This is a genomic window from Streptomyces sp. CGMCC 4.7035, assembly GCF_031583065.1.
GTDB lineage: Bacteria > Actinomycetota > Actinomycetes > Streptomycetales > Streptomycetaceae > Streptomyces > Streptomyces yaanensis.
Map to the genome: position 1 here is coordinate 2,443,314 of NZ_CP134053.1, position 22,830 is coordinate 2,466,143.

Consider the following 22,830-nt stretch of genomic DNA (forward strand, 5'->3'; position numbering starts at 1 on the left):
AAACCGTTCCGGTTCGCCGCGAACCAAGGGTGAACACGCGCCCGAATGGTCAGGATGGAGACATGGGATTCCAAGTCGACTCCGAGGCCGGGCGGCTGCGCCGCGTCATCCTGCACCGGCCGGATCTCGAGCTCGCAAGGCTCACCCCCAGCAATAAGGACGCCCTCCTCTTCGACGACGTGCTGTGGGTGCGTCGGGCGCGCGCGGAGCACGACGGGTTCGCCGACGTGCTCCGCGACCGCGGCGTCGTCGTCCACCTCTTCGGTGATCTGCTCACGGAGGTCCTGGAGATCCCGGTGGCCAGATCCCTCGTCCTGGACCGGGTCTTCGACGAGAAGGAGTACGGGCCGCTCGCCACCGACCACCTCCGCGCCGCCTTCGAGAGCCTGCCCGCCCCCGCGCTCGCCGAGGTCCTCGTCGGCGGCATGACCAAGCGGGAGTTCCTCGACGTCCACCCGGAGCCCGTCTCCGTGCGGTTCCATGCGATGGACCTCGACGACTTCCTCCTCGGGCCGCTGCCCAACCACCTCTTCACCCGCGACACCTCCGCCTGGATCTACGACGGTGTCTCCATCAACGCCATGCGCTGGCCCGCGCGGCAGCGCGAGACCGTCCACTTCGAGGCGATCTACCGGCACCACCCGCTGTTCCGCGACGAGACCTTCCGCCTCTGGTCCGAGGGACAGTCCGACTACCCGTCCACCATCGAGGGCGGTGACGTGCTGGTCATCGGCAACGGCGCCGTGCTCATCGGCATGAGCGAGCGCACCACACCCCAGGCCGTGGAGATGCTCGCGCACAAGCTCTTCGCCGCCGGCTCGGCCCGGACCATCGTGGCGCTCGACATGCCCAAGCGGCGCGCCTTCATGCACCTCGACACCGTGATGACCATGATCGACGGCGACACCTTCACCCAGTACGCGGGACTCGGCATGCTCCGCTCCTACACCATCGAGCCCGGCTCCGGGGACAAAGAGCTCAAGGTCACCGACCATCCGCCGGAGCACATGCACCGGGCGATCGCCGCGGCGCTCGGCCTGAGCGAGGTGCGTGTGCTGACCGCCACGCAGGACGTGCACTCGGCCGAGCGGGAGCAGTGGGACGACGGATGCAACGTCCTCGCGGTCGAGCCGGGGGTCGTCATCGCCTATGAGCGCAACTCCACCACCAATACGCATCTGCGCAAGCAGGGGATCGAAGTGATCGAGATTCCGGGGAGCGAGCTGGGGAGGGGGAGGGGAGGGCCGCGATGCATGAGCTGTCCGGTGGAGAGGGACGCGGTCACCGCCTGACGGGCTCCTTGGGGGGCGGACCTGGCTCCGTATAGAAATGTGGGAGGTCGTATAGACTTCCATCCGTCCCGTCCCTGTGCCCTGCCCTTGTTCGTCCCCCTCCCACCCCTGGAGCGCTCCCATGGCGACAGTCCCGACCGCCCTCGCCGGCCGCCACTTCCTCAAGGAGCTGGACTTCACCGCAGAGGAGTTCCGCGGTCTGATCGAGCTGGCCGCCGAGCTCAAGGCGGCCAAGAAGGCCGGGACCGAGACGCGCTGTCTGGCGGGCAGGAACATCGCGCTGGTCTTCGAGAAGACCTCGACCCGCACACGCTGCGCCTTCGAGGTCGCGGCCGCCGACCAGGGCGCCTCCACGACGTATCTCGACCCCGCCGGCTCGCAGATCGGGCACAAGGAGTCCGTCAAGGACACCGCCCGTGTGCTCGGCCGGATGTTCGACGCCATCGAGTACCGCGGGCACGGACAGGGCGTCGTCGAGGAGCTGGCCGCATACGCCGGCGTCCCCGTCTACAACGGACTCACCGACGAGTGGCACCCCACCCAGATGCTCGCCGACGTGCTCACCATGACCGAGCACAGCGACAAGCCGCTGACCGAGATCGCCTACGCCTACCTCGGCGACGCCCGCTACAACATGGGCAACTCCTACCTCGTCACCGGCGCCCTGCTCGGCATGGACGTCCGCATCGTCGCGCCCAGGCTGCTGTGGCCGGACGAGACGATCGTGGGTCTGGCCCAGCAGCTCGCAGCCGTCTCCGGTGCCCGGGTCACCCTCACCGAGGACGTGAAGGAAGGCGTGCGCGGCGCCGACTTCGTCGCCACCGACGTATGGGTGTCGATGGGTGAGCCCAAGGAGGTCTGGGACGAGCGCATAGCGCTGCTCGGGCCGTACGCCGTGACCATGGACGTGCTGCGCGCCACCGGCAACGACGACGTGAAGTTCCTGCACTGCCTGCCCGCCTTCCACGACCTCGGCACCGACATCGGCCGCGAGATCCACGAACGGCACGGGCTGACCGAGCTGGAGGTCACCGACGAGGTGTTCGAGTCCGAGCACTCCGTCGTCTTCGACGAGGCCGAGAACCGGATGCACACGATCAAGGCCGTCCTGGTCGCCACCCTCGCCTGACCGGGCGCGTCCGCTCCCGGAACACCGACCCGCGCACTCCCGTACGATCCTCGACGGGCCCGGAGCCACCCCTTCCGCGGCCCGTCACGCGATGTATCCCATCGCGCCCGCACCACCGAAAGAGCACCACCCGTATGCCCACCCGCACGCCCGGCAGTTCCGCCAATCCCCTCCGCATCAAGTCCCCCGAGCTGCTCGTCGCCGAGGCCGGCGCCGATCTCGCGGGCCACGGCCTCAAGCGCCACATGGGCCTGTTCCAGCTCGTCTGCTTCGGCGTCGGCGCGATCGTCGGCACCGGCATCTTCGTCGGCCTGTCCGACTCGGTCGCCCAGGCCGGCCCCGCCGTCGTCGTCTCCTTCGTGCTCGCCGCGATCACCTGTGTCTTCACGGCGTTCGCGTTCGCCGAGCTGGGCGGCGCGATCCCGGTCTCCGGATCCTCGTACTCCTTCGCGTACGCAGGCCTCGGCGAGGGCACGGCCTTCCTCGTCGGCTGGTGTCTGCTCCTGGAGTACGGCGTGTCCGTCTCGGCCGTCGCGGTCGGCTGGAGCCAGTACGTCAACGAACTGCTGGGCAGCCTCATCGGATGGCAGCTGCCCACGGCACTCTCCGCCGGGCCCGGCGACGGCGGGGTGATCAACCTGCCCGCCGTGATCGTCATCGCCATGGCCTCCGTCCTCCTCGTACGCGGGGTCCGTGAGAGCGCCCGGGCCACCGCCGCCATGGCCGTGCTCAAGCTCGCCATCCTCGTCGCCTTCTGCGCCATCGGGTTCACCGCCTTCAAGGACGGCAACCTGACCCCGTTCTCGCCCGCCGGGCTCGGCGGCATCGGCGCCGGCACCACGGCCGCCTTCTTCTCGTACATCGGCTTCGACGCGATCACCACCGCGGGCGAGGAGGCGCGGAACCCGCGCCGCGACATCCCGATCGCGATCCTCGTCTGCATCGGCCTGGTGACGCTGCTGTACTGCGCGGTCGCGCTCGCCGCGATCGGCGCCATCGGCGGACCCGGGGTCGGCGGCCGGCCCGCCGCGCTGTCGTACGTCGTCAACCAGGTCACCGGCTCCACGGTCGGCGGCGGTGTCATCGCCTTCGGCGCGGTCGTCGCCATCGCCTCGGTGGTCCTCGCGGTGATGTACGGCCAGACCCGCATCCTCATGTCGATGTCCCGCGACGGCCTGATCCCGCGCGTCTTCGAACGCGTCTCGCCGAAGACCGCGACCCCGGTCACCGGCACCCTGATCGTGGCGGTCGTCTTCGCGGTCCCGGCGGCCTTCGCCTCGCTGGACTCCGTGGTCAACCTGTGCACCATCGGCACGCTCGCCGTCATGGCGGTCGTCAACGTCGCGGTGATCGCCCTGCGCCGCCGCGCGGCGGGCCTGCCCCGGACCTTCCGCGTGCCCCTCTATCCGGTGGTCCCGCTGCTCGGCGTCGGCTTCTGCCTCTACCTGATGTACGAGACGGGCTGGGCGACCTGGGTGCAGTTCGCGGTCTTCCTCGCGGCCGGGTTCCTCGTGTACGTCCTCTACGGGCGCCGGAACTCACGCCTCGCCGCCGCCACGGCCGAGGTCACGCCGGACGCCGCTGCTGTGGAACCACAGGCAGTCTGAACCAGACCGCCTTGCCGGAGTCGGTGGGGCGGTGCCCGCAGGACGAGCTGAGGCTGCGGATCAGCAGCAGCCCCCGCCCGTGTTCCTGCCAGGGGTCGGGGTCCGCCACGGCCGGGTGGGTCAGACTGCCGGGCGGCGCCGGGTCGGGGTCGTGCACCTCGACCTTGCAGCCCGTCGGCATCAGCTCGACGACCAGCTCTATCGGCCCGTCACCCGCGGCGTGCTCCACGGCGTTCGCGACCAGCTCCGCGGTGAGCAGTTCCGCGGTGTCGCTGTCGGCCGCGTGCTCGATCTCCGCCAGCGCCGTACGGACCAGGGCGCGGGCGACGGGCACGGCTGCGGCGGTGTGCGGCAGCGCGATGCGCCAGGAGGCGGGGGCGGGGAGTTCGTGCAAGGCGGGTCCGTTCATGGAGCAGGCTGTCCTGCTTTCAACTTCTGGCATGGTACGGCGCGCCCCGACGGGTGCCGTCGGGGGGCTCCGCCCGGGGTCTGCGTCGGCCCCGGTACCTGGCGGCGTACCCCTGACGACGACCCGCCGCGCACGACAGTGCCCTTCGTTACCGCCCTGTCGAGAAGGTGTGACGCGGTGCCGGGCGGTTGTCACATGGCGCCGGGCGCACGCCCCTTTTTTTGGCTCGTTCGCCTCCGGCGCGCCCCTCCGGCTCACTCGCTGGGGCACGACAGCTCCGCGTGCGCCCCCAGCCCCACCGCACCCCACTGCTCCGCCCCGCCTGTATCGCGTAATCATGACGGCAGTGATAACTTCGTCATAGAGTTGCAGTGCAGACAGCCGCCCCCGTCCAAGGAGGCCGCACGTCATGAGTCCCTTCATCGGCTCCGCCGCCCGCACCTCCGACTGGCGGCACCTGCGGTGCACGGTCGCCGACGGTGTCGCCACGGTCACCCTGACCCGCCCCGAGAAACTCAACGCGCTCACCTTCGGCTCCTACGCCGACCTGCGCGACCTGCTCGCCGAGCTGTCCCGGGAGAAGTCCGTACGGGCCCTGGTGCTGGCCGGTGAGGGCCGCGGCTTCTGCTCCGGCGGCGACGTCGACGAGATCATCGGCGCCACGCTGTCCATGGACACCGGCCGGCTGCTCGACTTCAACCGCATGACCGGGCAGGTCGTACGGGCCGTGCGGGAGTGTCCGTTCCCGGTGATCGCGGCCGTGCACGGGGTGGCCGCCGGTGCGGGCGCCGTCCTCGCGCTGGCCGCGGACTTCCGGGTGGCGGACCCCTCCGCCCGCTTCGCGTTCCTCTTCACCAAGGTCGGGCTCTCCGGCGGCGACATGGGTGCCGCCTATCTACTGCCACGGATCGTCGGGCTCGGGCACGCCACCCGGCTGCTCATGCTGGGCGAGCCGGTGCGAGCGCCGGAGGCCGAACGGATCGGGCTGATCAGCGAGCTGACCGAGGAGGGCCGCGCCGACGAGGCCGCCCAGGCGCTGGCCCGGCGCCTCGCCGACGGCCCGGCGCTCGCGTACGCCCAGACGAAGGCGCTGCTCACGGCCGAGCTGGACATGCCGCTCGCCGCGTCGGTGGAACTGGACGCCGCGACCCAGGCGCTGCTGATGCACGGCGAGGACTACGCCGAGTTCCACGCCGCCTTCACGGAGAAGCGGCCGCCGAAGTGGCGGGGGAGGTGACCATGAGGGGCACCGAGGGCCGGCCGCTGCGCGTCGCCGTCATCGGCGGCGGACCCGGCGGGCTGTACGCAGCCGCCCTGCTCAAGCGCCTGGACCCGGCCCGCGAGGTCACCGTCTGGGAGCGCAACGCCCCCGACGACACCTTCGGCTTCGGCGTCGTCCTCTCCGACGAGACCCTCGGCGGCATCGAGCACGCCGACCCGGTCGTGTACGAGGCGCTGAAGGCGGAGTTCGTCCGCTGGGACGACATCGACATCGTGCACCGGGGCGAGCGCCACACCTCCGGCGGCCACGGCTTCGCCGCGCTCGGCAGGCGAAGGCTCCTGGAGATCCTGCACGAGCGCTGCCGCTCGCTCGGCGTCGAACTGCGCTTCCGCACCGAGGCCCCGTATCCGGCCCGGCTCTCGGAGACCTACGACCTGGTGATCGCCGCCGACGGGGTGCACAGCGCCACCCGCGAGGCGTACGCCGAGGCGTTCCGGCCCACGGTCGAGGAGCACCGCTGCCGTTACATCTGGCTCGCCGCCGACTTCGCCTTCGACGCGTTCCGTTTCGAGATCGCCGAGACCGAGCACGGCGTGATGCAGCTGCACGGCTATCCGTATGCGGCCGACGCCTCCACGGTGATCGTCGAGATGCGCGAGGAGGTGTGGCGGGCCGCCGGATTCGACGAGCTGGAGACCGCCGAGACCATCGAGCGCTGCGCCAAGATCTTCGCGGACGCGCTCGGCGGCCGGCCCCTGCGTTCCAACAACTCCACCTGGACCACCTTCCGCACGGTCGTGAGCGAGCACTGGTCGCACGGCAACCTGGTCCTTCTCGGCGACGCCGCGCACACCGCGCACTTCTCGATCGGCTCCGGTACGAAGCTGGCGGTGGAGGACGCGCTGGCCCTCGTCGCGTGTCTGGAGGAGCACACCGCGCTGCGGGACGCCCTGGGCGCCTACGAGGAGGAGCGGCGCCCGGTCGTCGCCTCCACCCAGCGCGCGGCCCGCGCCAGCCTGGAGTGGTTCGAGAACCTCGCGCTCTACCTGCGCCAGCCCGCCCGGCAGTTCGCGTTCAACCTGCTCACCCGCAGCCGCCGCGTCACCCACGACAATCTGCGGCTGCGCGACGCGCACTTCACCGAGGCCGTGGAGAGGGAGTTCGGCTGCCCGCCCGGCACACCCCCGATGTTCACCCCCTTCCGGCTGCGCGGCCTGACCCTGCGCAACCGGGTCGTGGTCTCACCGATGGACATGTACTCCGCGGTGGACGGCGTCCCGGGCGACTTCCACCTCGTCCACCTGGGCGCACGGGCGCTCGGCGGGGCCGCTCTGGTGATGACCGAGATGGTGTGCGTGAGCGCCGAGGGCCGCATCACCCCGGGCTGCGCCGGGCTCTACACCGGGCGGCAGGCCGAGGCATGGCGGCGCATCGTCGGCTTCGTACGCGCCCAGGCGCCGGGCACGGCGATCGGCGTGCAGCTCGGGCACAGCGGCCGCAAGGGCTCCACCAAACTGATGTGGGAGGGCATGGACGAGCCGCTGGAGGAGGGCAACTGGCCGCTCGTGGCCGCCTCCCCGATCCCGTACAAGCCGGGGAGCCGACTGCCCCGCGAGCTGTCCCGCGCCCAGCTCACCGACATCCGCGAACAGTTCACGTCGGCCGCCTGGCGGGCCGCCCGCGCCGGCTTCGACCTCCTCGAACTCCACTGTGCCCACGGCTATCTGCTCTCCGGCTTCCTCTCACCGCTCACCAACCACCGCACGGACGCATACGGCGGCACCCTCGCCAAACGGCTCCGCTTCCCGCTGGAGGTCTTCGACGCCATGCGGTCGGTGTGGCCCGAGGAGCGGCCCATGACCGTACGGATCTCCGCGACCGACTGGGCCGAGGGCGGCACCACGGCCGAGGAGGCCGTCGAGATCGCCCGCGCCTTCGCCGCGCACGGCGCCGACGCGATCGACGTGTCGACCGGGCAGGTGGTGGCCGAGGAGCGGCCGGCGTACGGGCGCTCCTACCAGACGCCGTACGCCGACCGGATCCGCCACGCGACGGGCGTCCCGGTGATCGCCGTGGGCGCGATCTCCTCCTGGGACGACGTCAACTCGCTGATCCTGGCCGGGCGCACGGACCTGTGCGCCCTCGCCCGGCCGCATCTGTACGACCCGCACTGGACGCTGCACGCGGCGGCCGAGCAGGGGTACAGCGGCCCGGGCGCGGTGTGGCCGGCGCCCTACCGGGCCGGCAGCAGGCGCCCGCAGACGGGCCGTACGGATGCCCCGAAACCGCGACTCACCTTGGGAAGTTGAGGCTCTCTCCGCGGGGGATCACACCCCCGCGAAGGCCGCCCCCGCGTCCCGCAGCCGCTCGTGCAGCGCCCGGAAGACGGCGGCCGAGCGGGCACCCGGCCAGTCCTGCGGGAGCAGTTCGGCGGGCAGCCCGGGGTCGACGTAGGGCAGATGACGCCAGGAGTCCAGGGCGAGCAGATAGTCGCGGTACGCGTCCTCGGGCGGGGTGTCCTCGCGGGACTCCCAGTCGTGCAGCACGCGCGCGTGGCGGTCGAGGAACGCCTCGTGCTCCTTGGCGATCGCGGCCAGGTCCCACCAGCGCGCCACCGCCTGAGCGGTCGGCGCGAAACCGAGGTGCTCACCGCGGAAGAAGTCCACGTACGGGTCCAGGTGGAGCCGTTGCAGGGTGTGGCGGGTCTCCTCGTACAGGCGTGCGGGAGCGATCCACACCCCGGGGGCCGCCGTGCCGAAGCCGAGACCGGCGAGCCGGGAGCGCAGCAGGTGCCGCTTCTGCCGCTCCGACTCCGGCACCGAGAACACCGCGAGCACCCAGCCCTCGTCACCGGGGGGCGTGGTCGCGTACACGCGCCGGTCGCCGTCGTCGAGCATCTGCCGGGCGTCCGGCGACAGCGCGTACCCGGCCGCTCCTGTCGCGGTGGGGGCGGGGACCAGCAGTCCGCGCCGCTTCAGCCGGGAGACCGACGACCGCACGGAGGGCGCGTCCACACCGACCGCGGCGAGCAGCCGGATCAGTTCGGCCACCGGAACCGGGCCGGGGGTGAAGCGGCCGTATGCGCCGTAGAACGTGACGATGAGGGAGCGGGGAGCGTGCTGATCGGACACGTTGATCACTTTAGATCGTCCGCGTCATTCATGATCACCAAGAGCGGGCGCGGTGTCGGCGTCCGTGCGCAGCCGGAAGCGCTGGAGTTTGCCCGTCGCCGTGCGGGGCAGCGCGTCCAGGAAGACGAACTCGCGCGGGCACTTGTACGGCGCCAACTCGGACGTCAGGAACGCCCGCAGCGCCTCCGGATCGCGGCGCGCGCCGGCTCGGAGGACCGCGTACGCCACCACTATCTGTCCGCGCGCCTCGTCCGGCCGCCCGACGACCGCCGTCTCCACCACGTCGGGATGGCGCAGCAGGGCGTCCTCGACCTCGGGCCCGGCGATGTTGTACCCGGCCGAGATGATCATGTCGTCGGCACGCGCGACATAGCGGAAGTAGCCATCGGGTTCGCGGACGTAGGTGTCGCCGGTGATGTTCCAGCCGCCCTGGACGTACTCCCGCTGCCGAGGGTCGGCGAGATAGCGGCAGCCGACCGGGCCGCGCACCGCGAGCAGTCCGGGCTCGCCGTCGGGCAGGGGCGTGCCGTCGGCGTCCTGCACGCGCGCGTGCCACCCCGGCACCGGAACCCCCGTGGTTCCCGGGCGGATCCGGTCGTCCGCGGCCGAGATGAAGATGTGCAGCAGTTCGGTGGCGCCGATCCCGTTGATGACCCGCAGGCCGGTGCGCTCGTGCCAGGCCCGCCAGGTCGCGGCGGGCAGGTTCTCACCGGCCGACACACAGCGCCGCAGCGACGTGGTGTCGTGCCCGTCCAACTCGTCGAGCATCGCCCGGTACGCGGTCGGCGCGGTGAACAGCACGGAAACGCGGTGCTCGGCGATGGCGGGCAACAGCTGGCGGGGGCCCGCCTGTTCGAGCAGCAGGGCGCTGGCTCCGGCCCGCAGCGGGAAGACGACCAGCCCGCCCAGTCCGAACGTGAAACCGAGTGGGGGACTGCCCGCGAAGACGTCGTCGGGGTGGGGCCGGAGCACATGCTTGGAGAAGGTGTCCGCGATGGCGAGCACATCGCGGTGGAAGTGCATACAGCCCTTCGGGCGACCCGTGGTGCCCGAGGTGAAGGCGATCAGCGCCACGTCGTCGGCCGCCGTGTCCACCGGCGTGTACGGCTCCTCGGGTGCCGGCAGGCGCAGCAGGTCGTCGGGGGAGTCGCCGCCGTAGGCAGTGATGCGCAGCCCGGGGACGTCGGCTTTCGCCAGGTCGTCGACCGCGCGCGCGTCGCACAGGGCGTGGCCGACCCGGGCGATCTCGCACATCGTGCGCAGCTCGTGCGGGCGCTGCTGGGCGAGCACGGTGACGGCGACAGCGCCCGCCTTGAGAACCGCGAGCCAGCAGGCGGCCAGCCAGGGGGTGGTGGGGCCGCGCAGCAGGACGCGGTTGCCGGGGACGACGCCCAGGCGGGAGGTGAGCGCGTGCGCGATCCGGTCGACGCGGGCGCGGAGCTGTCCGTACGTCCACACGTCGCCGTCCGCCGTACGGAAGGCGGGGCGCTCGGGGGCGGTGTGCCCGAGCAGTTCGGCGGCGGCGTTCAGCCGTGCGGGGTAACGCAGCTCGGGCAGATCGAAGCGGAGGCGCGGCCACTGTGCGGGGGGCGGGAGGTGGTCGCGGGCGAAGGTGTCGTGGTGGGCCGTGGGGGCGGGGCCCGCCGCGGCGGCGCCGCTTTCCGTGTCTGTGGCGCTGCCGGTGTCTGTGGCGCTTTCCGTGTCTGTGGCGCTTCCGGTGCCCGTGGCGCTCTCGGTGTCCGTGGCGCTTGTGACGTCGCTCTGTTCCATGACGGTTCGCCCCCTCGTCGTGGTGGGCTCGCGCATCGAGCGTATCGGGTTGGTGACGACAGTCAACACTCCGCGATACGGTCGGGTGAGCGGCCTTCGCGGGCCGACGCAGAACCGCGCAGCCCCGGTGCGCCGTCAGGGAGAGGGGACCGGCAATGACCGCATTCTCGCTCGATCCGGAACAAATCACCTGGCGCGCGGAACTGCGTGCGGTGGCCGCGGACCGCCTGCGCCCGCTCGCGGAGAAGGGCGAGCCGCGCCGCGTCAACCGCGCACTCGTCGCCGAACTCGGTCGACTCGGACTGATCGACCGTCTGTTCACGTCCGGCGCGTTGGACCTGTGCCTGATGCGGGAGTCCCTGGCCCACGCCTGCACGGAGGCGGAGACGGCACTCGCGTTGCAGGGACTGGGCGCACATCCCGTGCACGCGTATGGCTCCCAGGCCCAGCGCACCCGCTGGCTCCCCGGCGTCCGCGCGGGCACGACGGTGGCGGCCTTCGCCCTGAGCGAGCCGGGGGCGGGGTCGGACGCGGCGGCGCTGTCACTCACGGCCGATCCCGATCCCGACCGTCCGTCCGGCGGCTGGCGCCTCACCGGTGAGAAGTGCTGGATCTCGAACGCCCCCGAGGCCGACTTCTACACCGTCTTCGCGCGCACCACCCCCGGTGCCGGCGCCCGTGGCGTGACCGCCTTCCTCGTACCCGCCGACCGCCCCGGCCTGACCGGCACCCCGCTCGACATGCTCTCGCCGCACCCCATCGGGGCCCTGACCTTCGACGCCGTGCCCGTCACCGCGGACGACGTCCTCGGCGAACCCGACCACGGCTTCCGCGTCGCCATGGGCACCCTGAACCTCTTCCGCCCCAGCGTCGGCGCCTTCGCCGTCGGGATGGCGCAGGCGGCCCTCGACGCGACGCTCGTCCACACCGCCGGACGGGACGCCTTCGGCGGCAGGCTGAAGGACCTTCAGGCCGTCTCCCACCGGATCGCCGAGATGGCCCTGCGCACCGAGGCGGCCCGCCTCATGGTTTACGCGGCGGCGACGGCGTACGACGAAGGCGCCGGCGACGTCCCGAAACGCGCCGCCATGGCGAAGCTGCTCGCCACCGAGACGGCGCAGTACGTCGTCGACGCGGCCGTCCAACTGCACGGCGCCCGCGCCCTGCGCCGCGGCCACCTCCTCGAACACCTCTACCGCGAGGTGCGCGCGCCCCGGATCTACGAGGGCGCGAGCGAGGTCCAACGCGGCATCATCGCCAAGGAGTTGTACGCCACCGTGGAGGCCGCCCAGTGACCACCGAGCGGATCAACCCGCCCGACCTCTCCCCGCCGACGGGCTTCTCCCATGCCGTCGTCGCCACCGGCAGCCATGTGGTCTTCCTGGCGGGCCAGACCGCCCTGGACACGGACGGGAAGGTGGTCGGCGAGACCCTTCCCGAACAGTTCGAGCAGGCGCTCACCAACCTGCTCACCGCGCTGCGCTCCGCCGGCGGAACTCCCGCCGCCCTCGCCCGCGTCACCGTCTACGCCACCGACGTGGCCGACTACCGCGCCCACGCCCCCGAACTCGGCCGCATCTGGCGGAGGCTGGCGGGCCGCGACTACCCCGCGATGGCCGTGGTCGGCACCACCCGCCTCTGGGACGAGGAGGCCCTCGTCGAACTGGACGGCTTCGCCGTGCTGCCGTAGCCGTGCCCACCCCCTCGCCGTAACCTTGTCATGGCCTCGGGGGGTGTCGAGGGGAGCTTCCGCATGCCCGAGATCGTGCTCACCGCAGGCCCCGTCGCGTACGACGACACGGGCGGCGACGGCCCGGTCGTGGTCCTCCTCCACGGCCTGGTCCACGACAACACGGTCTGGCGCAAGGTCACCGCCGATTTGCGCGCCGACCACCGGGTGATCGCCCCGACCCTGCCGTACGGCGCCCACCGCAGGCCCATGACCGTGCCGCTCTCACCGGACGTCGTCATCGACCTGATCGCGGAATTCCTCGACCGCCTGGAACTGCGCGATGTCACGCTGGTCGAGAGCGACTGCGGGCGGGCCCAGACGGTGGCGGTCCGGCATCCCGAGCGGCTGGCGCGGCTGGCGCTGATCTCGTGCGAGGCGTTCGACAACTACCCGCCGGGCCTGCCCGGGAAGATGATCGCCGTGGCCTGCCGGCTGCCCGGGGCGATCCCGCTTCTGGTGCGCACGCTGGGCCTGAAGCCGCTGCGCCGACTGCCCGTCGGGTTCGGCGCCCTGACCAAGCGCCCGGTGCCGGACGAGATCGTCGACGGCTGGCTGCGCCCTCTGCGGACGGACCCGCTGATCCGGCGGGACTTCCGGGCCTACAACACACACGTCCGCAAGGACGAACTCGTCGAGGCGGCCCGGGGACTGAAGGACTTCGACAGGCCCGCGCTGGTCGTCTGGGCGGCCGAGGACCTGATGATGCCGCGCGAACACGGCCGAAGGCTGTCCGAACTGCTCCCGAAGGGGCGGCTGGTGGAGATCGAGGACTCCCGAACACTGATCGCCGAGGACCAGCCGGAGCGACTGGCCGCCGTACTGCGGGAGTTCATCGCCACGACGTGAGGGAGGGTGTGTCAGGCCGCCATGGCCAGCTGCCCCATCGGCACCCGGTGCGGAGCGACCACGCTGCCGTCGGGGAGCAGTTCGCCGGTGTCGTCGAAGACGATCGCGCCGTTGCAGAGCAGGTTCCACCCCTGCTCGGGGTGGGCGGCGACGACGTGCGGGGCGGTGGCGTCGGTCGACGGGCACGTGGGCTGCTGGAAACACATGGCGCACCTCCGAGGAGGGATGGGCGGCCGGGTTGTCGCCTCGTTGAGTAAGACCATGCTCCGGCCGCGGGCTCATCGGAACCGCCCGCCGGAAAGCGTGACACCATGCGGACAACTCCCGGACACACCGAAGACGGTCGGTGCGGACTCGCCACCGAAGGGGTGACGATCACACCCCCCGGCACGGCCTCCCGGTACCCCTGGAAACCCCCATTCCAGGAGGTACTCCCATGTCTGTGCGCCAGGTCTTCGGCGCGCTTGCCGGCGCCGCTCTGCTGCTGTCCGCCGCTCCCGCCGCGGGCGCCCTCGCCGACTCCTCCGAGGAGGTGACCGTCGACCCGACCGGACGCCTCGCGGCAGACGGCACGATCACCCTCTCCGGGACCTACCGCTGCCTGGGCAGCAGCGGTCCCGTCTTCGTGTCGTCCTCGGTCGCCCAGGGAGACCCTCGTATTCACCACGGCGTCGGCGGCACCGTGGCGGTCTGCGACGGCGCCGTGCACCGCTGGACCAACTCGGAGACCCGTCCGGGCGCCTACACGCGGGGCCGGGCGCACGTGGCGGCCACGTTGATGGAGCTGAACGGCACCGGCCTGCCGCTGCCCGGCTTCCACGCGGTCCGGCAGCAGGACGTCACCCTGACCGCGGGCTGACGCCCGGCGGCCCGACGGCCGCGTTCCCGCGTACGCGGACCGGACGTTTCCCGCCGGTCAGATGTTCCGGAACGTCTCGATCTGCGCCCCGACCGAGTTGAGCCGCTCGGCCAGGTCCTCGTAGCCCCGGTTGATGACGTACACGTTGCGCAGCACGGACGTGCCCTCGGCGGCCATCATCGCCAGCAGTACGACCACGGCGGGCCGCAGCGCGGGCGGGCACATCATCTCGGCGGCGCGCCAGCGGGTCGGGCCCTCGACCAGCACCCGGTGGGGGTCGAGCAACTGGAGGCGGCCGCCGAGGCGGTTGAGGTCGGTCAGATAGATCGCGCGGTTGTCGTACACCCAGTCGTGGATCAGCGTCTTGCCCTGCGCGGAGGCCGCGATGGCCGCGAAGAACGGGACGTTGTCGATGTTCAGTCCGGGGAACGGCATGGGGTGGATCTTGTCGATCGGCGCCTCCAGCTTGGAGGGCCGCACGGTCAGGTCCACCAGCCGCGTACGGCCGTTGAACGCGCAGTATTCGGGGGAGCGGTCGTGATCGAGGCCCATCTCCTCCAGCACCGCGAGCTCGATCTCCAGGAACTCGATCGGCACCCGGCGCACCGTCAGCTCCGACTCGGTGACCACCGCGGCGGCCAGCAGGCTCATCGCCTCCACCGGGTCCTCGGAGGGGAAGTAGTCCACGTCGACGTCGATGTTCGGCACGCCGTGCACGGTGAGGGTGGTGGTGCCGACGCCCTCGATCCGGACGCCGAGCGACTCCAGGAAGAAGCAGAGGTCCTGGACCATGTAGTTGGAGGACGCGTTGCGGATGACCGTGACGCCGTCGTGGCGGGCGGCGGCGAGCAGCGCGTTCTCGGTCACGGTGTCGCCGCGCTCGGTCAGCACGATCGGCCGGCCGGGGGAGACGGACCGGTCCACCACGGCGTGGTAGTACCCCTCGGTGGCGGTGACGTCGAGCCCGAACCGGCGCAGCGCGATCATGTGCGGTTCGACGGTGCGCGTTCCGAGGTCGCAACCGCCCGCGTAGGGCAGCTTGAAGTGGTCCAAGCGGTGCAGCAGCGGACCGAGGAACATGATGATGGAGCGTGTACGGCGGGCGGCCGCCGCGTCGATGGTGTTCAGGTCGAGGTCGGCGGGCGGCACGATCTCCAGATCCTGCCCGTCGTTGATCCAACGGGTCCGCACGCCGATCGACCCGAGTACCTCCAGAAGGCGGAACACCTCCTCGATGCGGGCGACCCGGCGCAGGACCGTGCGCCCCTTGTTGAGCAGCGAGGCGCACAGGAGGGCCACACAGGCGTTCTTGCTCGTCTTGACGTCGATGGCGCCGGAGAGCCGACGTCCGCCGACCACCCGCAGATGCATGGGACCCGCATAGCCCAGGGAGACGATCTCGCTGTCCAGGGCTTCACCGATTCGGGCGATCATCTCAAGGCTGAGGTTTTGATTGCCGCGCTCGATGCGGTTGACAGCGCTCTGACTTGTGCCCAGGGCCTCGGCGAGCTGGGCCTGAGTCCAGCCACGGTGCTGCCGGGCGTCACGGATGAGCTTGCCGATGCGTACGAGGTAATCGTCTGCCATGAGGCTGAGGTTATCTCAGATATGAGATGGCACCTCTTTGGGGGGTCCGTTCGGGTGATGAGCCGTCGTGTGACCGTTTTCGGGTCATGTGCGTGGATCAGAGGTCGGTCACCAGGAGCCGGTAACCGACGTCGATGGTTTCGAGCGTGAGCAGCTCGGGGTGACGGGCCTGCCAGCGGCCGGTCGTCAGGTCGTCTGCGAGGCGGGTCAGGCCAGGCGTGATGACGTCCTCGCCGGTCTGGGCGAACAGGGAGATGCCCGCGCGTACCCGCGGGTCGAGATAGGCGTGGGGGCGGCGCCAGTACGCGGCGCCGAATCCGTCCGTGCAGTCGTGGGGGACCAGGACCGGTTCCAGGCGCGCCCCGCCGAGCATGTCGACCAGCCGGTCGGTCGGGATGGCGCGGGTGTCGTCGAACGCGGCTGCCTCCGGGAGATACTCCCGTACCAGCCAGAACCGTTCGCGGAAGATGCGCTGATCCCACGTCAGGATGACGATGCCGCGGCGGGCCACTCGGCGCAGTTCCCTGATTCCGGCCGCCACGTCGGGCCAGTGGTGGACGGTCAGCAGCGCCATGACGGCGTCGGCGGCGTTGTCCCGCAGCGGGAGGTGTTCCGCGACCGCCTGCACGGCGGGCGCGGATCCGGGCGGGCGCTGGGCGAGCATGACCTGGCTGGGGTCGACCGCGAGGACTGTCCGCGGCGGTTCGTACGATCCGGTGCCGGCTCCGACGTTGATCACGTCTGTGGCGTTCCCGAGCGCGGCGTGGATCTGCGCGGCGATCCGCGGATCGGCCTGTCGTGTCCGGGCATAGGTCGCGCCGAGCGTGTCATAGGTGGCCATGTCGGCCAGTATGTTCGGCGGACAGGGGCCCCGGCTTGCCTGTGCGCAAGGCGCGGGGAGAAGAAATGTGAAGAAGTGTCCGGCGCGGCGGTCGATCTCTCAGGGCCGCACTGTTGCCGAGTCGCGTACCACGCCCGTGCACTCCCAGGCCATCCTGCGGGCGATGCAGTCCGGTCGACAGCGCGAGGCTGGGCATGACCATCCAGCCCCCATGTACTAGAGTTATCTCGACATCGAGATATCTGCCGAGGAGCACCGCAGCCGCCACCCTGGTAAGGGTTACCTAACTTAGCCTTACCTTAGCGGATCGGCCCAGATGCCGTGGCGGCAGGATCGTGGTGAGTACGCGCACATCAATGAAGGAGACTGTCGTGTCGGCGAACAGCTTCGACGCCCGCAGCACGCTGCAGGTGGGCGACGAGTCGTACGAGATCTTCCGGCTGGACAAGGTGGAGGGCTCGGCCCGCCTGCCGTACAGCCTCAAGGTCCTGCTGGAGAACCTGCTCCGCACCGAGGACGGCGCGAACATCACCGCCGACCACATTCGCGCCCTCGGCAACTGGGACTCCCAGGCCCAGCCGTCGCAGGAGATCCAGTTCACGCCGGCCCGCGTGATCATGCAGGACTTCACCGGCGTGCCCTGTGTCGTGGACCTCGCCACCATGCGCGAGGCCGTCAAGGAGCTCGGCGGCGACCCGGCGAAGATCAACCCGCTGGCCCCGGCCGAGCTGGTCATCGACCACTCCGTCATCGCCGACAAGTTCGGCACGAACGACGCCTTCAAGCAGAACGTCGAGCTGGAGTACGGCCGCAACAAGGAGCGCTACCAGTTCCTGCGCTGGGGCCAGACCGCCTTCGACGAGTTCAAGGTCGTCCCGCCGGGCACCGGCATCGTCCACCAGGTGAACATCGAGCACCTGGCCCGTACGGTCATGGTCCGAGGCGGCCAGGCCTACCCCGACACCCTCGTCGGCACCGACTCGCACACCACCATGGTCAACGGCCTCGGCGTCCTCGGCTGGGGCGTCGGCGGCATCGAGGCCGAGGCCGCGATGCTCGGCCAGCCGGTCTCCATGCTCATCCCGCGCGTCGTCGGCTTCAAGCTCACCGGCGAGCTGCCCACCGGCACCACCGCCACCGACCTGGTGCTGACCATCACCGAGATGCTGCGCAAGCACGGTGTCGTCGGCAAGTTCGTCGAGTTCTACGGCGAGGGCGTCGCCGCCACCTCGCTCGCCAACCGCGCCACCATCGGCAACATGTCGCCGGAGTTCGGCTCCACCGCCGCGATCTTCCCGATCGACGACGAGACCCTGAACTACCTGCGCCTGACCGGCCGCTCCGGCCAGCAGGTCGCGCTCGTCGAGGCGTACGCCAAGGAGCAGGGTCTCTGGCTGGACCCGAAGGCCGAGCCCGACTTCTCCGAGAAGCTGGAGCTCGACCTGTCGACGGTCGTCCCGTCGATCGCCGGCCCGAAGCGCCCGCAGGACCGTATCGTCCTCGCCAACGCCGCCGAGCAGTTCAAGCAGGACGTCCGCAACTACGTGGACACCGTGGACGAGGCGGGTGTCGAGTCCTTCCCGGCCTCCGACGCCCCGGCCATCCACCCCAACGGCACGCCGTCCAACCCGGTCCAGGTCACCGCCCCCGACGGCACCAGCTACACGCTCGACCACGGTGCGGTGACGGTCGCGGCCATCACCTCCTGCACCAACACCTCGAACCCGTACGTCATGGTCGCCGCCGCCCTGGTGGCCAAGAAGGCGGTCGAGAAGGGCCTGACCCGCAAGCCGTGGGTCAAGACCACCCTCGCCCCGGGCTCGAAGGTCGTGACGGACTACTTCGACAAGGCCGGTCTGACCCCGTACCTCGACAAGGTCGGCTTCAACCTCGTCGGTTACGGCTGCACCACCTGCATCGGCAACTCCGGCCCGCTGCCGGAGGAGGTCTCCAAGGCCGTCAACGACCACGACCTCGCGGTCACCTCGGTCCTCTCCGGCAACCGGAACTTCGAGGGCCGTATCAACCCCGACGTCAAGATGAACTACCTGGCCTCCCCGCCGCTGGTCGTCGCGTACGCCCTCGCGGGCTCCATGAAGGTGGACATCACGCGCGACGCCCTGGGCACCGACCAGGACGGCAACCCGGTCTTCCTGAAGGACATCTGGCCCTCCGAGGCCGAGGTCAACGACGTCGTCGCCAACGCCATCGGCGAGGACATGTTCAACAAGTCCTACCAGGACGTCTTCGCGGGCGACGCCCAGTGGCAGTCCCTCCCGGTCCCGACCGGCAACACCTTCGAGTGGGACGCCGAGTCGACCTACGTCCGCAAGCCCCCGTACTTCGAGGGCATGGGCATGGAGCCGGAGCCGGTCTCCGACATCTCCGGCGCCCGCGTCCTGGCCAAGCTGGGCGACTCGGTCACCACCGACCACATCTCCCCGGCCGGTGCGATCAAGGCCGACACCCCGGCCGGCAAGTACCTCACCGAGCACGGTGTGGAGCGTCGTGACTTCAACAGCTACGGCTCGCGCCGCGGCAACCACGAGGTCATGATCCGCGGCACGTTCGCCAACATCCGCCTGCGCAACCAGATCGCGCCGGGTACGGAAGGCGGCTACACCCGCGACTTCACCCAGGCCGACGGTCCGGTGTCGTTCATCTACGACGCCTCCCGCAACTACATCGAGCAGGGCATCCCGCTGGTCGTCCTGGCCGGCAAGGAGTACGGCTCCGGCTCGTCCCGCGACTGGGCCGCCAAGGGCACCGCGCTGCTCGGCGTCAAGGCCGTCATCGCCGAGTCGTACGAGCGCATCCACCGCTCGAACCTCATCGGCATGGGCGTCCTGCCGCTCCAGTTCCCGGAGGGCGCCTCGGCCGAGTCCCTCGGCCTGACCGGCGAGGAGACCTTCTCCTTCGCGGGCGTCGAGGAGCTCAACAACGGCACCACGCCGCGCACGGTCAAGGTCACCACCGACACGGGCGTCGAGTTCGACGCGGTCGTCCGCATCGACACCCCCGGTGAGGCCGACTACTACCGCAACGGCGGCATCATGCAGTACGTGCTGCGCAGCCTCATCCGCAAGTAAGCGGTCCGGCACGGCAGTCGAGGGCCGCATCCCCGCGCGGGGATGCGGCCCTCCGCCGTGTGCGCCCGGCCTTTTGCCCTTCGTGCCGGATCCGCCGCTCATGTCGGGACATCGCCAGTGCTCAGCCCGGACACAGGGTTTCCTCAGCGGGCCGGGACAGGATCGATACATGAATGGCGCCCCTGGATCCCGAAGCGGCCGCGTCCGAGTGCTGATCGTCGATGACGAGCCCGCACTCACCGAGCTGATGTCCGTGGCCGTCACCGAGGCCGGCTGGCGGCCCTACCCCGCGGCCGACGGGGAGTCCGCGTTGCGGATCGCGCGCGCCTGCGCCCCGCACGCCGTCGTCCTCGACGGGATGCTGCCCGACATCGACGGACTCCAGGTACTGCGCAGGCTGCGGTACGAGTGTCCGAAGCTGCCCGTGCTCATGCTCACCGCCCGCGACGCCCTGGAGCACCGCCTCGACGGGCTGGGGTCCGGGGCCGACGACTACGTGACCAAGCCCTTCTCGTTGGAGGAGGTCGTGCTGCGGCTGCGTGGGCTGCTGCGCCGGGCAGGCGCCGAGAAGACGCGGGCCGACGACTCCGTACGGGTCCTCGGTGACCTCGTGCTGACCGTGGAGACCCGCGAGGTGCACCGCGGGTCCACGCCGGTCCGGCTCACCGCGAAGGAGTTCGACCTGCTGGATCTGCTGATGAGCCATCCACGGCAGGTGCTCAGCAAGGCCCAGATCCTCGACCGCGTGTGGAGCACAGGCTTCGACGGCGGTGGCAACCTGGTCGAGGTCTACATCTCCGGGCTCCGCCGGAAGATCGACAAGGGGCACGCGCCGATGATCCACACCGTGCGCGGGACGGGGTACACGATCCGACCCGCTCAGGAGGCGAGATGAAGGGCCGGATCCGGACCGGGAACCGGCTCGGCGGGCGTTCGCTGCGCACCCGGCTCCTGCTCTTCATCGGCGCCACCCTCGTCGTGGTGTGCACGGCCATGGCACTCACCACCGTCTACGCCCAACGCGCCTATCTGCTCGGCAATCTCGACCAGCGCGTCAGCGACGCCGCGCAACGCAGCCAGGGCGGGGCGGCCCTCCATCCGGACAGCGACACCGACCTGGGTTTCCTCTACGAGCGCGGGCAGCCCGCCGGCACGCTCGCCGCGCGGTTCGACCGGAGCGGGACCATCACCACCGCCGAGGTCGTGGCCCGGGACGCCGCGCCGCAGGCCCTCACCGCGGCCCAGCGCGCCGCGCTCGCCGGCATCAGGCCCGACGGCTCGATGCACACCCGGACCGTGCCCGGACTCGGCACCTACCGGGTCACAGCGGTCGGCGGCACCAGCGGGGTGCGTGTCCTCACCGGGCTCCCGATGGACGACGTCCAGACTGTGATCGGCGGCCTGGTCGTGGTCGAGGCCGTCGCGGCGGCCGTCGGACTCGCCGTCGCGGGCTGCCTCTGCGCGGTGGTCATCCGGCGTCAGCTGCGCCCGCTCGGCCGGGTCGCCGCCACCGCCGTCGAGGTCTCCCGCTCGCCGCTGGGCCGTGGCGAGGTCACCGGCCTCACCCGCGTGCCCGAACGCGACACCGACCCCGGGAGCGAGGCCGGCCAGGTCGGCGCCGCCCTCAACCGCATGATCGACCACGTCGAGTCCTCGCTCGCCGAACGCCGGCGCAGCGAGGAACAGGTGCGCCGCAGCGAGGAACGCATGCGCCGCTTCCTCGCCGACGCCAGCCATGAGCTGCGCACACCGCTCGCCTCCATCGCCGGTTACGCGGAGCTCATGAACCGCGGCACCGACCGGATCGAGCCGGAGCTGGCCTGGCGCCGGGTGACCGCCGAGTCGGCGCGTATGACGGGACTGGTCGAGGACCTCCTGCTGCTCGCCCGGCTCGACGAGGGTCGCCCCCTGCACGCCGCGGAGGTGGACCTCGCGGCCCTGGTCGCCGAGGCGGTCTGGGACGCGCGGGCCGCGGGCGGCGGCCACGACTGGCAGCTCGCGCTGCACGTCGACGCCCCCGCACTGGTCGTCGGCGACGAGGCACGGCTGCACCAGGTGGTGGCCAACCTGCTGGCCAATGCCCGCGTCCACACGCCCCTCGGCACCACCGTCGTCGCCTCGGTCGAGGCCACGGACGAGCGGTGCGTCGTCCGCGTACGGGACGACGGCCCCGGCATCTCGCCCGCGCTGCTGCCCACGGTGTTCGAACGCTTCACCCGCGGCGACACCTCCCGCTCCCGTATCCCCGGCATGGAGGGCGGTTCGGGCCTGGGCCTCGCGATCGCCGCCGCGATCACGACGGCGTACGGCGGCCGCATCCACGGGGAGAGCGTCCCGGGCCGTACGGAGTTCACCATCGAACTCCCGGCGGCGGGGGTGCCGGGCACCGTCCGGGAACCGCTCTCGGCCAGGATGTCCGCGGCCTCGGGACCGGTCTCGCCGCCCCTCGGCAGCCACGTTTGAATCCCTTCAGGGCCGGCCGGGCACCCGTCCCGTCGTGGCAATCGGCCGCGGATTTTGCTCTGCTTGAGGTGAGCGGCGCACGCCTGCACCGGAGGTGGACAGCATGCCTCGTTCCGGCCCGGGCCCCGGCTCCGGCACTGATGACCTGGTCAGGGCCGCCCGTGCCGTGGGGGTGCGGGACGAGCGCCTGCTGCGGGCCCTGCATGACACGCCGCGCACCCGGTTCGTGCCGGCCGCCGGCCTCGCCTCGGCCTGCTTGGACACGCCGGTTCCCCTCGCCCACGGACAGGTGACGACACAGCCCTCGCTCGTGGCCGTCATGGTCGACGCACTCGCGCTGACCGGCGGTGAACGCGTCCTGGAGGTCGGCACCGGCCTCGGCTGGCAGACCGCTCTCCTCGCCCGTCTCGCGGCCCACGTCTGCAGCGTCGAGCGGTGGCCGGATCTGGCCCGGCAGGCGCGGGACAACCTTGCCGCGCAGGGGGTCGAGAACGTCGAGGTCGTCGTCGGCGACGGCACCTTGGGCCTGCCCGGCCGGGCCCCCTTCGACGCCGTCATCGTCTGTGCCGCCTTCCCCGACGTGGCGCCGCCGCTGGTCGCGCAACTGCACGTCGGCGGCCGCCTGGTCCAGCCGATCGGGCCGGGCGGGGCGGAGGAGGTCGAGCTGTACCAGCGGTCGGAGCACGGGCTCGTACACGTCAGGTCCGTCATATCGGCCCGGTTCGTCCGGCTGTACGGCACCTACGGATGCCCGCCGGAGGCACCGCTCGGCGATCCCGGACGAGGATGACAAGGCGAGGTTCCTCGCCATCGACACGCGCCCGGCCGACGGGCGTCGGCCGAACTCCACGAC

19 protein-coding genes are annotated in these 22,830 nt (G+C 71.2%); 13 read left to right on the forward strand and 6 right to left on the reverse strand.

The features are described 5' to 3' along the window. Positions 1–62 precede the first annotated feature (62 nt). The 3 genes from Q2K21_RS10225 (at position 63) to Q2K21_RS10235 (ending at position 4,028) form a co-directional block, all read left to right on the forward strand. Positions 63–1,292: an arginine deiminase gene (locus Q2K21_RS10225; protein ID WP_310769138.1), complete on the forward strand. Its 1,230-nt coding sequence runs from the start codon at positions 63–65 to the stop codon at positions 1,290–1,292. A 121-nt stretch (positions 1,293–1,413) separates the two neighbouring features. Next, positions 1,414–2,421, forward strand: a complete 1,008-nt coding sequence (gene argF / locus Q2K21_RS10230; protein ID WP_310769140.1) for an ornithine carbamoyltransferase — start codon at positions 1,414–1,416, stop codon at positions 2,419–2,421. 134 nt (positions 2,422–2,555) lie between these two features. Continuing rightward, the gene (locus Q2K21_RS10235; protein ID WP_310769142.1) at positions 2,556–4,028 is read left to right on the forward strand and encodes an amino acid permease; all 1,473 of its coding nucleotides are present in this window, start codon (positions 2,556–2,558) and stop codon (positions 4,026–4,028) included. Here the strand turns inward: Q2K21_RS10235 and Q2K21_RS10240 are convergent. After that, positions 3,988–4,437, reverse strand: coding sequence for an ATP-binding protein (locus tag Q2K21_RS10240; RefSeq protein ID WP_310769144.1), 450 nt, complete (start codon positions 4,435–4,437; stop codon positions 3,988–3,990). The two genes, Q2K21_RS10235 and Q2K21_RS10240, sit on opposite strands and share 41 nt — an antisense overlap. Positions 4,438–4,846: 409 nt before the next feature. On the opposite strand from Q2K21_RS10240, the gene Q2K21_RS10245 reads away from it, so the two are divergent. Beyond that, the gene (locus Q2K21_RS10245) at positions 4,847–5,674 is read left to right on the forward strand and encodes an enoyl-CoA hydratase family protein (protein WP_310769146.1); all 828 of its coding nucleotides are present in this window, start codon (positions 4,847–4,849) and stop codon (positions 5,672–5,674) included. A gap of 2 nt (positions 5,675–5,676) precedes the next feature. After that, complete coding sequence (locus tag Q2K21_RS10250) at positions 5,677–7,968, forward strand: bifunctional salicylyl-CoA 5-hydroxylase/oxidoreductase (RefSeq protein WP_310769147.1); 2,292 nt, start codon at positions 5,677–5,679, stop codon at positions 7,966–7,968. An 18-nt stretch (positions 7,969–7,986) separates the two neighbouring features. Here Q2K21_RS10250 and Q2K21_RS10255 read toward each other — a convergent pair whose 3' ends face one another. Together Q2K21_RS10255 and Q2K21_RS10260 are read right to left on the reverse strand one after the other, a co-directional pair. Further along, positions 7,987–8,799, reverse strand: coding sequence for a PaaX family transcriptional regulator (locus Q2K21_RS10255; protein ID WP_310769149.1), 813 nt, complete (start codon positions 8,797–8,799; stop codon positions 7,987–7,989). 15 nt (positions 8,800–8,814) lie between these two features. Further along, complete coding sequence (locus Q2K21_RS10260; RefSeq protein ID WP_310769151.1) at positions 8,815–10,560, reverse strand: AMP-binding protein; 1,746 nt, start codon at positions 10,558–10,560, stop codon at positions 8,815–8,817. A gap of 155 nt (positions 10,561–10,715) precedes the next feature. Between Q2K21_RS10260 and Q2K21_RS10265 the strand changes: the two genes are divergently transcribed. The 3 genes from Q2K21_RS10265 (at position 10,716) to Q2K21_RS10275 (ending at position 13,138) form a co-directional block, all read left to right on the forward strand. Then, positions 10,716–11,855: an acyl-CoA dehydrogenase family protein gene (locus Q2K21_RS10265; RefSeq protein ID WP_310769153.1), complete on the forward strand. Its 1,140-nt coding sequence runs from the start codon at positions 10,716–10,718 to the stop codon at positions 11,853–11,855. After that, the gene (locus tag Q2K21_RS10270; RefSeq protein ID WP_310769155.1) at positions 11,852–12,250 is read left to right on the forward strand and encodes a RidA family protein; all 399 of its coding nucleotides are present in this window, start codon (positions 11,852–11,854) and stop codon (positions 12,248–12,250) included. Before Q2K21_RS10265 ends, Q2K21_RS10270 begins: the two co-directional genes overlap by 4 nt. A 63-nt stretch (positions 12,251–12,313) precedes the next feature. Then, the gene (locus Q2K21_RS10275; protein WP_310769157.1) at positions 12,314–13,138 is read left to right on the forward strand and encodes an alpha/beta fold hydrolase; all 825 of its coding nucleotides are present in this window, start codon (positions 12,314–12,316) and stop codon (positions 13,136–13,138) included. Between the two features lie 11 nt (positions 13,139–13,149). On the opposite strand, the gene Q2K21_RS10280 is transcribed toward Q2K21_RS10275, so the two are convergent. Continuing rightward, complete coding sequence (locus Q2K21_RS10280; RefSeq protein ID WP_310769159.1) at positions 13,150–13,344, reverse strand: DUF5999 family protein; 195 nt, start codon at positions 13,342–13,344, stop codon at positions 13,150–13,152. Positions 13,345–13,574: 230 nt separating this feature from the next. Between Q2K21_RS10280 and Q2K21_RS10285 the strand changes: the two genes are divergently transcribed. Beyond that, positions 13,575–13,997, forward strand: coding sequence for a DUF6299 family protein (locus tag Q2K21_RS10285; protein ID WP_310769161.1), 423 nt, complete (start codon positions 13,575–13,577; stop codon positions 13,995–13,997). 57 nt (positions 13,998–14,054) lie between these two features. On the opposite strand, the gene Q2K21_RS10290 is transcribed toward Q2K21_RS10285, so the two are convergent. Both Q2K21_RS10290 and Q2K21_RS10295 read right to left on the reverse strand, forming a co-directional pair. Then, positions 14,055–15,584 (reverse strand): helix-turn-helix domain-containing protein, encoded by a 1,530-nt coding sequence (locus tag Q2K21_RS10290; protein ID WP_310769163.1) that lies wholly within the window; start codon positions 15,582–15,584, stop codon positions 14,055–14,057. 97 nt (positions 15,585–15,681) lie between these two features. Then, positions 15,682–16,425 carry a class I SAM-dependent methyltransferase gene (locus Q2K21_RS10295; RefSeq protein WP_310769166.1) on the reverse strand — a complete coding sequence of 248 codons (744 nt, stop codon included), beginning with the start codon at positions 16,423–16,425 and terminating at the stop codon, positions 15,682–15,684. Between the two features lie 371 nt (positions 16,426–16,796). On the opposite strand from Q2K21_RS10295, the gene acnA reads away from it, so the two are divergent. The 4 genes from acnA to Q2K21_RS10315 all read left to right on the forward strand — a co-directional run bounded on the left by acnA (position 16,797) and on the right by Q2K21_RS10315 (position 22,767). Next, complete coding sequence (acnA, locus tag Q2K21_RS10300; RefSeq protein WP_310769168.1) at positions 16,797–19,514, forward strand: aconitate hydratase AcnA; 2,718 nt, start codon at positions 16,797–16,799, stop codon at positions 19,512–19,514. A 169-nt stretch (positions 19,515–19,683) separates the two neighbouring features. After that, complete coding sequence (locus tag Q2K21_RS10305; RefSeq protein WP_310769170.1) at positions 19,684–20,409, forward strand: response regulator transcription factor; 726 nt, start codon at positions 19,684–19,686, stop codon at positions 20,407–20,409. After that, positions 20,406–21,977, forward strand: coding sequence for a sensor histidine kinase (locus Q2K21_RS10310; protein WP_310769172.1), 1,572 nt, complete (start codon positions 20,406–20,408; stop codon positions 21,975–21,977). Before Q2K21_RS10305 ends, Q2K21_RS10310 begins: the two co-directional genes overlap by 4 nt. A 103-nt stretch (positions 21,978–22,080) precedes the next feature. Beyond that, positions 22,081–22,767, forward strand: a complete 687-nt coding sequence (locus tag Q2K21_RS10315) for a protein-L-isoaspartate(D-aspartate) O-methyltransferase (protein ID WP_310769174.1) — start codon at positions 22,081–22,083, stop codon at positions 22,765–22,767. Positions 22,768–22,830 lie beyond the last annotated feature (63 nt).